The sequence below is a fragment of the Neorhizobium sp. T6_25 genome, from assembly GCF_002968555.1.
GTDB lineage: Bacteria > Pseudomonadota > Alphaproteobacteria > Rhizobiales > Rhizobiaceae > Neorhizobium.
The window spans coordinates 149,162-162,963 of the sequence record NZ_PVBL01000008.1 but is presented as its reverse complement, the minus strand read 5'-3'; the positions used below and the strand labels follow the sequence as shown (position 1 = coordinate 162,963).

Genomic DNA, 13,802 nt, shown 5'->3' with positions numbered 1-13,802 from the left:
CTTTTACCGCTGAACGTCTTGAACCGCTATGGGGTTGCGATTGTTTTGTGGTGTTGTGGGTGCGATCAGCGTCCGAGACGGGCATAACAGCACGTCGATCCGCACTCAACTTACCATACTCTCGGCAATCCCTTCGTTCACACGCCATTCCGGCGCGGTCCTTTGCCGGCCTACTTCACCGCGCCCGCCGTCATGCCGTTGATGAACTGGCGCGACAGGATGATGTAGACGATGATGATCGGAGCCGAGGAGAGCAGAAGTCCCGCAAACAGCACGCCCCAATCGGTCGTATATTCGCCCATGAAGGTCGTCAGACCCTGCGGCAGGGTCTTCAGGTCGTCCTTCTGGATGAAGATCAGCGGGAAGAAGAAGTCGTTCCAGATCGGCACGACGTTCTGGATGCCGGCGATCACCATGGCAGGCCTGACCAGCGGCAGCATGATAGACCACATGATCCGCGGCTCGCTGGCACCGTCCATGCGGGCCGCGTCCTCCAGCTCGTTCGGAAGCGTGGCGATGAAGCCGGTCATGATGAAGACGGTGGTCGGCAGGCCCATAGCCACATAGATGACGATCAGCGACAGCTGGGTATTGAGGATGCCGAGATCACGCATCAGGATGAAGAGCGGGATGATCGCGAGCTTCAGGGGAAGCGTCAGCCCGGCCAGGAAGAACATCAGCACGAAACTCGAGCCCCGGAACTTGTAGCGACCGATCGCATAGGCCGCCATCGTCCCGAGCGTCAGGATCACGACGATGGACGCACCGGTGACGATCACCGAATTCAGGAAATAGCGCAGGAAGTTGGTCTGGCTCCAGATCTTGGTGATGTTGGCGACGTTGGAAAAATCCGGGATCGAGAATGGCGACTGGAAGATGTGCGCATTCGTCTTGAACGCCGCAAACAGCATGATGACGATGGGAGCGAGCATCACCACTGTGTTCAGGATCAGGATGATCTGGATCAGCCCATCCTTGCCGAGCGTGGCGAGCATGCCGCGCCGATCGTAATAGCTTTGCGAAGCGGTGCTCATAACTGGATTTCCCTGGCCCGCAGCTTGAAGGTGATGACGCCGGCGACAAGGGCGATGAAGACGAAGATCAACACGGCAAGCGCGCTGCCGGCGCCGAAATCCTGACCCGAGCCGGATTGGTCACCGAAGGCGGTGCGATAGAAATAGAGTCCGAGGACGTCCGTCGCCTTATGTGGCGAGCCATCGACACCGACCATGATGTAAGGCAGTTCGAACCAGTTGAACGAGCCCACGAAAAGCAGCGTGAAGACGACGGTTGCGCTGGGCGCCACCAGCGGCCAGACGACCTTGCGGATCTTCACCCATTCGCTTTCGGTCTCCATGCGCACTGCATCCAGGATTTCGCTCGGGATTCGCTGCATCCCGGCGAGGAAAACGAGGGTCGGGAAGCCGACCATGTGCCAGGCATTGGCGATGATCAGTGCCCAGAGCGCCGTCGTACCCTGGCCGAGCCAGGGCTGGGCAAGCCCACCGAGGCCGGTGCCGCGCAGCGAGATGTTCACGACGCCAAAGAGCGGGTGCAGAAAGAGTTTCCAGAGGAAGCCGACGATGATGGTCGACAGTACGACCGGAAGGAAAACTGCGATCCGATGGAAGGCGGCGCCCGGGAGTTCGCGCCACAGGCAGTAGGCGAGCACGAAACCGACGCCGTTCTGCAACACCATCAGCGCGAAGAAAACCAGCACGTTGTGCGTGAATGCATTCAACGTCCAGTCCGCATAGGGCTGTGTGAACAGGACCCTGTAGAAATTTGCGAAGCCGACGAACTCGCCCCGCGCCAACCCGTGCCATTGGAAGAAGGCATAAGCAAATGCGGAGATGATGGGATAGACGACGAACAGGGCGACGAAGGCGAGCGGCGGCACGATCAGCGCCGTGATCCATAGACGTCGCGCCACGAGAGGCGATCCGGGCATCACAATTCTCTTTGGTTGGAAAATATGGGGAACGGCCGCTGTCCGGCCGCTCCCCTTTCGATTATTTCTTGAACGGTGCGTACCAGGCGGCGAGGCCGGTCGTCAGGTTCTTGCCGACCTCTTCAGGGGTTGCCTTACCGCCGAACAGCTTCTGGATTTCGCCCTGCAGCAGGACGGAACCGGACGGTTCACCGTACCGGAAATGCACCAGCATGATGTAGGGGATGGAGTGCTTGTTGAGTTCGGCGACTTCAGCCAGCAGCGGGTCCTTGAAGTTTACGCCCGGCACAGCCGAGATATTGTTCAGGTCGTCGGCGAACATCTGGCCAAATTCCTGGCTGGCGAGGAAGTTGACGAACTTCAGCGCCGCTTCCTTCTTGGTGGTCTTGGCGTTGACCGCATAACCACCATCGAAATATTGGGCGACCAGCTTTTCGTCACCGGCCTTCAGGCCCGGCATCGCAAAGATGCCCATTTTGATTGCTGGGTTCTGCTTCTTGAAGTTCGAAAGCTCGTAGGAGCCACCGACGAACATGCCGGCCATGCCGGATGCGAAGAGTTGCTGCGACGAAGCGTAGTCGAGACCGATAAAGCCGTCAGGGAAATATTTGGTGATTTCCTTGAGCTTGGTGAGCGCCTCGATGTAACGCTTGTCTGTGAAATCGGCTTTGCCGGCCATCAGATCGTCATAGAAGCCCCGGCCCATCACGGTGGAGGCGATGCCGCCGACCATGACCTCGTTCTGCCAGGCCGTCGCCGTGCCGTTGCCGAACGGCATAATGCCGGCCGCCTTCAGCTTTTCGGAAGCCTTGACGAGTTCGTCAAAGGTTTCCGGCTCCTTTAGACCATTCTTGTCGAAGATGTCCTTGTTGTAGATCACCAGCATCGTCTGGCTGGCGAAGGGCACCGCGTAGGTGATCTTGCTCGAGCGGACGGTCTCAGCGGCGACGGCGGCCGGTGCGAATTTCTCAAGCGCGGGAACGTTGGTCTTGTCGAGCGGCAGCAGATAGCCGGCGTTCGCGACGTTTTCCAGGCCGCCATAGGCACGGGCAAACATCAGGTCCGGTCCCGAACCGCCGGCAAGGGCGGTCGACAGGATGGTGTTGTAGTTCGTCGCTTCGAACGTCTCGAACTTGACGGTGATGCCCGGGTTCTTCGTCTCGAAAGCGGAGATAAATTTCTGGTACTGGGCCTTATCTTCCTGGCGCCAGCTCCAGAAGGTCAATTCCTGCGCCATTGCCGGCAAAGCCGTCGCCAGGGCTCCGAGCGCTATTATCGTGCTGCTAACTAGCTTTTTCATCTGGTTCCATCCTCTTGGTATTTATTAGGAGACGAAAAGTGCTCTCAGGCCGCCAACCTCTCCCTCGTTGCGCGGCTGAAATAGTGGATTTGCTCCGAAGCGACCGTGATGACGACCGGCGTATCTGGAGGCAGGTCGACCGAGGCCGAGGACCGGATGCCGACTAGCGTGCCGTCGCCGAGGCGCACATATACATACGTGTTCTCGCCCAGATATTCGGTGTAGACGACGCTGCCTTTAAAGCCCTCGGTACTCACGTCCGTGGAGATCGTCATCGCATCCGGCCGGACGCCGATGACCAGATCCCGTTCGTCGGAATGGGGGAGGCGGAAGGCGCTGACCGCACCTGATCCGGCGAGCGCCAGATGATTGCCGTTTCGCTCGACATCGAGAAGCGACATGCGTGGCGAGCCGATGAAGGTCGCAACGAACGTGTTCGCCGGCCTCTCGTAGAGTTCTCGCGGGCTGCCGAACTGCTCCACGTTGCCATTGTTCATGACGACGATCCGGTCGGCAAGCGTCATGGCTTCGACCTGGTCGTGGGTGACGTATATGGTGGTGCCGCCGATTTCCCGGTGGAGCCTTGCGATTTCCAGGCGTACGTCGGAGCGTAGCGCCGCATCCAGGTTGGAAAGCGGCTCGTCGAGAAGCAGGACTTTGGGCTTTCTGACCAGCGCGCGGCCGATCGCGACGCGCTGGCGCTGGCCGCCGGAAAGCTCGCGGGGCTTGCGCTTCAACAGCGGGTCGAGCCGCAGCATCTTGGAGGCTTCGTCGATGCGCTTTTCGACTTCGTCCTTTTCGAGGCCCATCAGCCGTGCGCCAAAAGCCATGTTCTCGTAGACATCCATATGCGGATAGAGAGCATAGGACTGGAAGACCATGGCGATGCCGCGGCGTGAGGGAGCGACGTCGTTCATCCGGCGGTCGTCGAGGTGAAACTCACCGGAGCTGATCGTGTCGAGGCCGGCGATCAATCGCAGCAGCGTGGATTTTCCGCATCCCGACGGGCCGACGAAAACGACGAACTCCCTGTCGGAAATCTCGAGGTCGATCCCGTGCAGCACGTCGACGGATTTGAAGCTTTTCTTGATGCCGCTGAGGGTCATTCGAGCCATGCCGAAACTCCGTACTCGTCAATTCAAAGTCTGCTCGGCGGCGAGCGCCATGAGCAATTTAGCCGTTTCAACCGAATCGCGATGGACGATGCAATGCTGCCATCCGACTTCGCGAGCCGACAGGACATTTTCCTCTATGTCGTCGATGAAGAAGACGTCCTTTTCCGAACATCCTTCCGCCTGCGATACTGACTCAAAAATCACGCGGTCCGGTTTCTCAAGGCCCATTTCATGGGAAAGGTATTCGCGGTCGAAATAACCGGCGCCCAGAAGGTTCTCGCTGATATGGCGCCAATGGATCGCCTGATTGTTGCTGAGGCAAACGACGCGATGGTTTTCCCGGAGCCTGCGGACAAACGCGATGAACTCATGAAAACCTTCGGCAACATAGGCATGCTCGGCTTCGTAGATGCTTTCGTGCGGCACATCGAATACCCTAGTCAGCGCCTGCACGTAGTCGCTTTCCGTGGACCGCCCGAGGCGGAAATCGCGGAAGATCGCTTCCGGAACGTCGCCGTACCGTAGGGAAGGGCCTGCACCGCCAGGTTTCGAAACCGCGCGGTCGCGGGAAGCCGGATCGAGCTTCACGAATACTCCGCCAATATCAAAAATGAAGAGTTTTTCGCGTTTCTTCATGAGCCGGTTCCAGCACCACTCCCCACCCCTTAAGTGTTAACAACCTATTAGATAATTCCGTCCTGTCAATTAAGTATGGAATTTTTTATTCGTATCGAATGTTTTCAACAAGCTGGCGCCGCCTTCGCTTCATTTCGATGGCGGATCTACTATGGGGATTGGTGCGGGATGTAATGAGTTACAGGCGATAAGGCCTTAGAAATACGCCTGATCTGCGGGTGGGCCGGTCATCCGGCGACAGCGATGTCGCGAAGCATAATGGAATATAAAATTCGTCTTATTTTCGCTGTTGGGAATTTTCTATCGTAATCGTTTTGGTCACATGGGTCGCCGATCGAACGACCGGCGGGAAGACCGATATCGTTCGGGTGATCGGCGTCATCCTTCGATGCAGTCAAGAATGGCAGGAGGTTGATTGTGTTGAGGACCGGCGCTGCTCGGATATTACCGGCAGGAAGGTCGCCTGGTGTTTGTGGCAGACGTCGGGGTTGAGAATGCCTATACCATGCCTGGACCCAGTACAGTCGGGCCGGCCGGGGGAACGGCTGCTCCTCAAGGTCCGCAGCACAATGCTGTCGTATTCCACCGCGAGCGGCCCGCGGTGGGAGAGGGTGACGAGATATAATAAGTTATCCGATCGCCTGTATCTCTTGGACCAGGCGACCGGAGGACGGCTCCGACCGGAGCTTGATCGGGGCGATCGTTACGCCGCGACGGGCTGGGCGGGGGCCTTGGCGCCGGTCATGAAGGCGACCGCGTCGGACATCGTGTATTCCTTCGGATCGATCACGGTCAGCCGTCGTCCAAGCCGATGAATATGAATTCGGTCGGCCACTTCGAACACATGCGGCATGTTGTGCGAGATGAGCACGATCGGGATGCCGCGCGAGCGCACGTCGAGGATGAGTTCCAGAACTTTCCGGCTTTCCTTGACGCCGAGCGCGGCGGTTGGTTCGTCGAGAATGATGACCTTGGAGCCGAACGCTGCGGCACGTGCCACGGCGACGCCCTGGCGCTGGCCGCCCGACAGGGTCTCGACGGCCTGGTTGATGTTCTGGATCGTCATCAGCCCGAGTTCCGTAAGCTTGTCTCGCGCCTGCTTTTCCATCGTCGGCCGGTCGAGCATGCGGAACCACTGTCCGAGCACGCCCCGCTTGCGGATTTCGCGACCGAGAAACATGTTGTCGGCGATCGAGAGCGCGGGGGAGAGCGCGAGGTTCTGGTAGACGGTTTCGATGCCGGCGTCGCGGGCTTCGAGCGGCGACTTGAAATTCACCGGCCGGCCTTCGAGCGTGATCTCGCCCTCGTCGGGCCGTACCGCGCCGGAGATCGCCTTGATTAGCGAGGACTTGCCGGCGCCGTTGTCGCCGATGACGGCGAGGATTTCGCCGGGGTAGAGATCGAAGTCGGCGTTGTCGAGAGCAGTGACGCGTCCGTAACGCTTGACCAGGCCGCGGGCTGTGAGAATGGGTTCGACGCTCATGATTACACCGAGACCTTTCTGATCCACTGATCGATTGCGACGGCAGCGATGATGAGCCAGCCGGTCAGCATGACTTTCCATTGGGGATCGGCGCCGAGCATGTTGAGACCCATTGACATGACGCCGACGAGCATGGCGCCGAACAGCGTGCCGAGGATGGAACCGCGGCCGCCGAAGAGCGAGATGCCGCCGATCACCGTGGCGGTGATCGCTTGAAGGTTGAAGTCGGTCACAGCCGAGGAAGGCGAGATCGAGCCGTTGCGGCCGATCGATACCCAGGCGGCGAAGGCGGCGATGACCCCCGCGATCGTATAGACGCTGAGCAGAACCTTGCGGGTCTGGATGCCGGAGAGTTTTGCAGCTTCCGGGTCGTCACCGACGGCGTAGACATGCCTTCCCCAGGCCGTATGGTTGAGGATGTACCAGAGCACCGCCACCAGCAGGACCATGGCGATGACGCCAAGCGTCAGGATGGCGCTGCCTATCCTGAAATTGAGCGCGAAGAGATGGAGGAGCGGGGCCTTTTCGTCCACGTCGGTGTCGCGGATCGTCTCATTGGCGGAATAGATGAAATTCGTCGCCATGATGATGTTCCAGGAGCCGAGCGTCACGATGAACGGCGGCAGCCGCATGACTGCAACAAGGAACCCGTTGAAAAAGCCGCAGGCGCCGCCGGTGATCAGGCCAACGAGGATCGCGATGCCGGTGGGCATGCCGTAGGTCACGGCGAAATTGCCCATGATGACAGCCGATATCACCATCACCACCCCGATCGAGAGATCGATGCCGGCGGTGAGGATGATCAGGGTCTGGGCAGCGCCGAGAATGCCGACCACCGCGATTTGCTGGAGGATCAGCGTCAGCGTGTAGGACGAGAAGAACCGCCCGCCGATGGCGACGCCGAAGATGATGATGGACAGGATCAGCACGATCAGCGGCACGGCAGCAGGTGTCGAGTGCAGAAAATGCTGCGCGCGTTTTAAGAGAGAGACGTCCTGGCTCTCGAACGAGGCAACGCTCTTGTCGCTGCCGTCGAGAACACGCTCGAATTCCTGGGTTTCGCTCATGTTTCCTCCTCCGCGCGCCGAATGCGCAGGAACCGTCCGTTGAGTTTGACCGGTCTTCGCCGGTTGTTCCCCAGCGGTGTATCATTGGGTCGAAAATGGCCGGGGATATCAACCCCGGCCGGGATGGGCTAAATGGTGAGGATCAACCCCAGCACTTGGCCGTACCTTCCTTGACGTCGATCGACTTGACGCCGGGGACCGGCTTGTCGGTGACGAGCGCAACGCCGGTGTCGAAGAAGGACTTGCCTTCGGTCGGCTTCGGCTTTTCCTTGGTGTCGGCGAACTTCTTGATCGCCTCGATGCCGAGCGATGCCATCAGCAGCGGATATTGCTGCGAGGTGGCGCCGATCACGCCTTCCTTGACCGACTTGACGCCCGGGCAACCGCCGTCCACCGAGACGATCAACACGTTCTTTTCCATGCCGACGGCCTTCAGTGCCTGGTAGGCGCCGACGGCGGAGGGCTCGTTGATCGTGTGGATGACGTTGATGCCGGAATTCTTCTGGAGAAGATTTTCCATGGCCTTGCGGCCGCCTTCCTCGTTGCCATTGGTCACGTCGTGGCCGACGATGCGCTTGTCGGTTTCGTCACCGATCTTGTCTGGGTTCTTCGGATCGATGCCAAAGCCGATCATGAAGCCCTGGTCGCGCAGCACGTCGACCGTCGGCTGATCCGGGGTCAGATCAAGGAAGCCGACCTTGGCATCCTTGGCCTTGTCGCCCATGGTTTCCTTTGCCCACTGGCCGATCAGCTTGCCGGCGAGAAGGTTGTCGGTCGCGAACGTGGCATCGGCGGCACTGATCGGATCGAGCGGGGTGTCGAGCGCGATGACCAGAACGCCGGCGTCGCGGGCCTTCTTGACGGTCGGCACGATGCCCTTGGTGTCGGATGCGGTGATCAGAATGCCCTTGGCGCCGTCGGCGACGCAGCTTTCGATGGCTGCAACCTGGCTTTCGCTGTCACCGTCGATCTTGCCGGCATAGGATTTCAGCGTCACGCCGAGTTCCTTGGCCTTGGCCGTCGCACCTTCCTTCATCTTGACGAAGAAGGGGTTGGTGTCGGTCTTGGTGATCAGGCAGGCGGATACGCCTGCGGCCTCCGCAGGAGCGGAAAACGCAACGCCCAGGACAAGGGCGCCGAATGCGGCGGACAATACGGATTTCTTCATGGTCTCCTCCCAGAGTTAAGACTTGTCCGCCATGCGGACCAACGTTCACGCGTAATAAATGGGCACCGGTGCCACCGAGTTCGACAGGCGTCTCCTCCAAGCCGTCCTGTGCCCTTACACCCTAATTAAGAACGAGTTGAAATAGCCTGTCAATAATTAATTCCGATTGAATTATTTATTTCTCGTGCCATAGTTTGCCGAAGTGGAGGTTCAGAATCTGGCGATCTGTGTGCGGTGTACCTTGGGGTTTAACTCGGGATATCAGAGGGATACCCTTCATTCCCGAATGAGGTGCTTCCGTCGATTCCACGCTTCTGGGAGGAAGAGCCATGTCAGTTTCAGATAGCGTGGCGCAAGGCCATGCGCTGCTGGGCAATTTCACCGGCGGCTCAAATCAGGTGCGGGTCAGGGCCTATAACGAGCGGCTCGTGCTTTCGCTGGTGCGGCTGAACGGCTCCATGTCGAAGGCGGATATCACCCGGCGCAGCGGGCTTTCGGCCCAGACCGTCTCGGTCATCATGCGGGCGCTCGAAAAGGACGGCCTTCTGTTGCGCGGTGAACCGGTGCGCGGCCGGGTGGGGCAGCCTTCGGTGCCGATGCGTCTCAATCCGGACGCGGTCTATTCGTTTGGCGTGAAGATCGGCCGGCGTAGCGCCGACCTGGTCCTGATGGATTTCGTCGGGCGCATCCGGCTGCAATATCACGAATCCTACGCCTATCCGCTTCCCGGAAAGATCATCGAGATCATCACGTCCGGCATTGCGCGGCTCGAAGGCCAGCTGACCGAGGTGCAGCGCGGCCGCATCGCCGGGATCGGCATCGCCGCGCCATTCGAACTCTGGAACTGGGCCGAGGAGGTGGGTGCGCCGCAAGGGGCGATGGAGGTCTGGCGCGGGTTCGATCTGCAGGCGGAAATCGCAGGCAAGGTCCAGCACGCGGTCTATCTGCAGAACGACGCGACAAGCGCCTGCGGCGCCGAACTGGTATTCGGCGTTGGCCCCTCCTATCCGGATTTCGTGTATTTCTTCATCGGATCGTTCATCGGCGGCGGGATCGTTCTGAATTCGGCGATCTTTTCCGGCCGGACCGGGACCGCGGGCGCTGTCGGGCCGCTTCCCGTGCGAAGCGGCGATGGCGAGACACGCCAATTGCTCGACATCGCCTCGATCTTCGTTCTCGAGAATCTCCTGAAAGAGCGGAACCTCGATCCACAGCCGCTCTGGTATTCCGCAGACGACTGGATCGATTTCGGCGAGCCGCTCGATCTGTGGATCCGGCAAACCGCGGATGCGCTTGCCCAGGCGATCGTTGCGGCAGCCTCGATCATCGATTTCGGCGCGGCCGTGATCGACGGCGGCTTTCCGGCCTGGGTCAGGCAACGGATCGTCGCCTCGACCATCGAAGCGGTGACGCGGCTCGACCTTCAGGGTGTCATCATTCCCGATATCATCGAGGGAATGGTCGGCTCCCAGGCGCGGGCGATCGGCGGGGCGAGCCTGCCGATCTTTGCCAAATACCTGTCCGACCAGAACGTGCTTTTCAAGGACCTGCGCGAAACGGCGGCAGGTTCATAGGCAGTTGGATATCGGCCAGGCGTCGCCTCAGCGGCCCTTGGCCTGACGCCAGCGGGCGAAGTCGGCTTTGCTCTCTTCCTTCGTCGCCGGGTAGAGGCCGATGATCGAGCGGCCGTTCAGGACTTCCTCGGTCACGAAATCCTCAAACGCAGTCATTTCGATCACCTCATCGGCGATTTCGTCGGCGATATGCGCCGGGATGATGACCACTCCCTCGTTGTCGCCGACCACCACGTCGCCCGGCCAGACGGCGACGTCGCCACAACCGATGGGTACGTTGATGTCGAGTGCCTGGTGCAGGGTGAGGTTGGTCGGGGCGGAGGGGCGGTTGTGGTAGGCGCGGATGCCGAGTTCGGCGATCTCCGGACTATCGCGAAAACCGCCATCGGTGACGACGCCGGCGACACCGCGCACCATCAGGCGCGATACGAGAATAGAGCCGGCGGAGGCCGCGCGGGGATCCTTGCGGCTGTCCATGACCATGACATGGCCGGGTGGGCACTGCTCGACGGCGGCGCGCTGCGGATGCTCCGGGTTCTGAAACACCGAGAGCGGGTTCAGGTCTTCGCGCGCCGGGATGTAGCGCAGCGTGAAGGCCTGGCCGACCATGTTCTTAGGTTTCTGGGAAAGCGGCCGGACATCCTGGATGAACTGGTTGCGCAGGCCGCGCTTGAAGAGCGCGGTGCAGATCGTCGCGCAGCTGACGCCCGCGTATTTCTGGCGTGTGGTGTCGGAAAGAATGTAATCGGTCATAGGGTTCCACTCAGACATGTCGGGTCAGAAAATCTCGGGCTCGCCGGCGGTGGCGCCGAACTCCCGTTCGAGAAAGTCGAAGTCGCAGCCTTCGTTGGCCTGCTTGATGTGCTTGGTAAACATCCAGCCGTAACCGCGTTCGTATTTGTCGGCAGGCGCCACCCATTCGGCGCGGCGCCTGGCGAGCGTGGCTTCGTCCACCAGCATATCGATCGAGCGGTTCGGCAGGTCGACGCGGATGATATCGCCGGTGCGTACCAGCGATAGCGGGCCGCCGATATGGGCTTCAGGCGCCACGTGCAGGATACAGGCGCCGTAGCTCGTGCCGGACATGCGGGCATCGGAAATGCGCAGCATGTCGCGGAAACCTTGTTTCAGGATCTTCTTCGGGATCGGCAGCATGCCCCATTCCGGCATGCCGGGACCGCCTTTGGGTCCGGCGTTGCGCAGAATCAGCACGTGATCGGCGGTGACGTCGAGGTCCTCGCGGTCGATCATCGCCTTCATTTCCGGATAACTGTCGAAGACGAGGGCAGGGCCTTCGTGGACCCGCAGCCGCGGCTCGCAGGCGGAAGGCTTCATGACGCAGCCGTCCGGCGCGAGGTTGCCCTTGAGGACCGCCAGCGATCCCTCATGATAGATCGGGTTCGACAAGGGGCGGATGACGTCGCTGTTGTAGACTTCGGCGCCTTTCAGCGTCTCGCCGAGTGGGAAACCGCTGACGGTCATGGCGTCGAGTTTCAGGAGGTCCTTGATCTCCGACATCAGCGCGCGCAGGCCGCCGGCGTAATAGAAGTCTTCCATCAGGTATTTGTCACCCGACGGGCGGATGTTGGCGACGACAGGTGTCGTGCGGCCTGCCTTGTCGAGATCGTCGAGCGTCAGCGGCACGCCGGCACGGCGAGCCATCGACAGGAGATGTACGACCGCATTGGTGGAACAGCCTGTCGCCATGGCGACCGTCGTTGCATTGTGGACAGCATCCGGGGTGATGATCTTGTCAGGCGTCAACTCGTCCCAGACCATTTCGACGATCCGGCGGCCGCAGCGCGTGCTCATCCGTATGTGGTTGACGTCGGCGGCGGGAATGGAACTGGCACCGGGGAGGGTGAGGCCGAGCGCTTCGGCGATGGCGGTCATGGTGCTTGCGGTGCCGAAAGTCATGCAATGGCCGTAGGAGCGGGCAATGCCTTCCTCGACGCCGGTCCATTGTTCTTCGGAAATCGTGCCGGCGCGGCGCTCGTCCCAGTATTTCCAGGCATCCGAGCCGGAGCCCAACCATTCGCCCTTGTAGTTGCCGCGCAGCATCGGGCCGGCGGGCAGGAAGATCATCGGGAAACCGGCGCTGATGGCGCCCATGACGAGGGCAGGGGTGGTCTTGTCGCAGCCGCCCATCAGCACTGCCCCGTCGACTGGATGGGCGCGCAAAAGTTCCTCGGCCTCCATGGCGAGGAAGTTGCGATAGAGCATCGATGTTGGCTTCAGCGCACTTTCCGACAGCGACTGGACCGGCAGTTCGACCGGGAAGCCGCCCGCCTGCAGCACGCCGCGCTTCACGTGTTCGACGCGATCCCTGAAATGGGCGTGGCAGGCGTTGAGGTCGGACCAGGTATTGAGGATGGCGATGATCGGCTTCTTGCCCCAATCCTTCTCGTCATAACCCATCTGCATCATGCGGGAGCGGTGTCCCGACGAACGGAGATCATCCGGCGCGAACCAACGGGCGCTACGGAGATCGGCTGCTTCCTTAGTCATGCTTGCTCTTCCAGAAATCCTGCCATCGTTCCGGGATCGATTCTGTTGCGATCCCAGGGACGGAGCTCCTCCCGCCCGACGCCAACTTAAACACGCTCGTTTTAAATTGATATATCAAATTTCAGCTGCTAGATCGGCGAAAGGAATTAAGGTGGAGGACGCGGATGGGAAGCGACAACGCGCTTCTGCCAGTGGCGCCGGTTTTTCTGAAAAGCCTGCGCGACCACGTTTACGGGCTGGTACGCGATGCCATACTTTCCGGGCGGCTGAAGAGCGGCGAGAAGCTGAACGAGCGCCATCTGGCCGGCCAGCTCGGCATAAGCACGACACCGCTGAAGGAGGCTTTGCGCGTGCTTGAGGCCGAAGGGCTGGTACGGTCGGAGCCTCGCCGCGGGATTTATGTCACCTTCAATGCCGGCCAGGCGGAAGAGATGATGCTGGCGCGTGCAGCACTCGAGAGCATGATTGCTCGCCAGGCCGCCAAGCGGGCGAAGGATGAGGACGTGGCCCTGATGCGCGAGCTCATCGTCGAGATGCGGGCCGGCCTCGAGACGGTGGACGTGCTGCAGCTCATCGCTCTCAACGAGCGCTTCCACAACGTCATCCATGAAGCATCCGGTTGCGGCTATCTGCGTCGCCTGCAGGGCGGCCAGAGCATCTACACTCATACCGCCCGTCTCAGCGTGCTGTCGGAAGAGCGGGAGCGCTTTCTGGCGGTCGAGGAGCATGAGGCCATTGCCCATGCGATCGCTGACCGCGATCCCGATCTCGCCGAGCGCCTGATGCGAGATCACGTCATTCGCTCGGGCGAGAAACATCTGATCCGCGTGTCTCAAGCGTGAAGTCAGCAGCGGCCACAGATCTTATGAGCTAGGTCGATCGGCGTGTAAAAATGCACCGCACAAAATATTGCCCGGCGCGCCCTTCCAGAACTCGCACATTCCACAAGTCGCCCTACATAAGGTTGGCTTTTATGTGTTCCAAGCCAAGTCAAACGAGG

General features: G+C 60.4%; 12 protein-coding genes. 2 read left to right on the top strand and 10 right to left on the bottom strand.

The features are described from left to right. Positions 1-170: 170 nt before the first annotated feature. The 8 genes from C5L10_RS13405 to C5L10_RS13370 all read right to left on the bottom strand — a co-directional run bounded on the left by C5L10_RS13405 (position 171) and on the right by C5L10_RS13370 (position 8,720). Positions 171-1,034, bottom strand: coding sequence for a carbohydrate ABC transporter permease (locus tag C5L10_RS13405; protein ID WP_105430072.1), 864 nt, complete (start codon positions 1,032-1,034; stop codon positions 171-173). After that, entirely contained in the window at positions 1,031-1,951 is a 921-nt protein-coding gene (locus C5L10_RS13400; RefSeq protein WP_046633215.1) for a carbohydrate ABC transporter permease, read from the bottom strand. Before C5L10_RS13400 ends, C5L10_RS13405 begins: the two co-directional genes overlap by 4 nt. A gap of 61 nt (positions 1,952-2,012) precedes the next feature. Continuing rightward, complete coding sequence (locus C5L10_RS13395) at positions 2,013-3,251, bottom strand: extracellular solute-binding protein (protein ID WP_105430071.1); 1,239 nt, start codon at positions 3,249-3,251, stop codon at positions 2,013-2,015. Between the two features lie 44 nt (positions 3,252-3,295). After that, complete coding sequence (locus C5L10_RS13390) at positions 3,296-4,366, bottom strand: ABC transporter ATP-binding protein (protein WP_105430070.1); 1,071 nt, start codon at positions 4,364-4,366, stop codon at positions 3,296-3,298. A gap of 18 nt (positions 4,367-4,384) precedes the next feature. Then, positions 4,385-5,002, bottom strand: a complete 618-nt coding sequence (locus C5L10_RS13385; protein ID WP_105430069.1) for an HAD family hydrolase — start codon at positions 5,000-5,002, stop codon at positions 4,385-4,387. Positions 5,003-5,705: 703 nt separating this feature from the next. Then, a complete protein-coding gene (locus C5L10_RS13380; RefSeq protein ID WP_046668590.1) occupies positions 5,706-6,485 on the bottom strand; it encodes an ATP-binding cassette domain-containing protein in 780 nt (259 codons plus the stop codon). Positions 6,486-6,487: 2 nt separating this feature from the next. Next, the gene (locus tag C5L10_RS13375; protein WP_046668591.1) at positions 6,488-7,552 is read right to left on the bottom strand and encodes an ABC transporter permease; all 1,065 of its coding nucleotides are present in this window, start codon (positions 7,550-7,552) and stop codon (positions 6,488-6,490) included. A 142-nt stretch (positions 7,553-7,694) separates the two neighbouring features. Beyond that, positions 7,695-8,720, bottom strand: coding sequence for a sugar ABC transporter substrate-binding protein (locus C5L10_RS13370; protein WP_046603982.1), 1,026 nt, complete (start codon positions 8,718-8,720; stop codon positions 7,695-7,697). A gap of 329 nt (positions 8,721-9,049) precedes the next feature. Between C5L10_RS13370 and C5L10_RS13365 the strand changes: the two genes are divergently transcribed. After that, on the top strand, positions 9,050-10,294 hold the full coding sequence (locus tag C5L10_RS13365) for an ROK family transcriptional regulator (protein ID WP_105430068.1): 1,245 nt from the start codon (positions 9,050-9,052) through the stop codon (positions 10,292-10,294). A gap of 27 nt (positions 10,295-10,321) precedes the next feature. Here the strand turns inward: C5L10_RS13365 and C5L10_RS13360 are convergent, their stop codons facing one another. Both C5L10_RS13360 and araD read right to left on the bottom strand, forming a co-directional pair. After that, a complete protein-coding gene (locus C5L10_RS13360) occupies positions 10,322-11,047 on the bottom strand; it encodes a ribonuclease activity regulator RraA (RefSeq protein ID WP_105430067.1) in 726 nt (241 codons plus the stop codon). Positions 11,048-11,071: 24 nt separating this feature from the next. Next, positions 11,072-12,802, bottom strand: a complete 1,731-nt coding sequence (gene araD / locus C5L10_RS13355) for an L-arabinonate dehydratase (protein WP_105430066.1) — start codon at positions 12,800-12,802, stop codon at positions 11,072-11,074. A 164-nt stretch (positions 12,803-12,966) separates the two neighbouring features. Here araD and C5L10_RS13350 point away from each other — a divergent pair, with 164 nt between their 5' ends. Further along, positions 12,967-13,644 carry a GntR family transcriptional regulator gene (locus tag C5L10_RS13350; protein WP_105430065.1) on the top strand — a complete coding sequence of 226 codons (678 nt, stop codon included), beginning with the start codon at positions 12,967-12,969 and terminating at the stop codon, positions 13,642-13,644. The last annotated feature ends 158 nt before the right edge of the window (positions 13,645-13,802 follow it).

Coding starts and splice junctions, on each gene's coding strand:
- C5L10_RS13360 (WP_105430067.1), bottom strand. CDS start 11,047: ATGACCGATTACATTCTTTCCGACACCACACGCCAGAAATACGCGGGC.
- C5L10_RS13370 (WP_046603982.1), bottom strand. CDS start 8,720: ATGAAGAAATCCGTATTGTCCGCCGCATTCGGCGCCCTTGTCCTGGGC.
- C5L10_RS13405 (WP_105430072.1), bottom strand. CDS start 1,034: ATGAGCACCGCTTCGCAAAGCTATTACGATCGGCGCGGCATGCTCGCC.
- C5L10_RS13400 (WP_046633215.1), bottom strand. CDS start 1,951: ATGCCCGGATCGCCTCTCGTGGCGCGACGTCTATGGATCACGGCGCTG.
- C5L10_RS13390 (WP_105430070.1), bottom strand. CDS start 4,366: ATGGCTCGAATGACCCTCAGCGGCATCAAGAAAAGCTTCAAATCCGTC.
- C5L10_RS13385 (WP_105430069.1), bottom strand. CDS start 5,002: ATGAAGAAACGCGAAAAACTCTTCATTTTTGATATTGGCGGAGTATTC.
- araD (WP_105430066.1), bottom strand. CDS start 12,802: ATGACTAAGGAAGCAGCCGATCTCCGTAGCGCCCGTTGGTTCGCGCCG.
- C5L10_RS13365 (WP_105430068.1), top strand. CDS start 9,050: ATGTCAGTTTCAGATAGCGTGGCGCAAGGCCATGCGCTGCTGGGCAAT.
- C5L10_RS13350 (WP_105430065.1), top strand. CDS start 12,967: ATGGGAAGCGACAACGCGCTTCTGCCAGTGGCGCCGGTTTTTCTGAAA.
- C5L10_RS13395 (WP_105430071.1), bottom strand. CDS start 3,251: ATGAAAAAGCTAGTTAGCAGCACGATAATAGCGCTCGGAGCCCTGGCG.
- C5L10_RS13380 (WP_046668590.1), bottom strand. CDS start 6,485: ATGAGCGTCGAACCCATTCTCACAGCCCGCGGCCTGGTCAAGCGTTAC.
- C5L10_RS13375 (WP_046668591.1), bottom strand. CDS start 7,552: ATGAGCGAAACCCAGGAATTCGAGCGTGTTCTCGACGGCAGCGACAAG.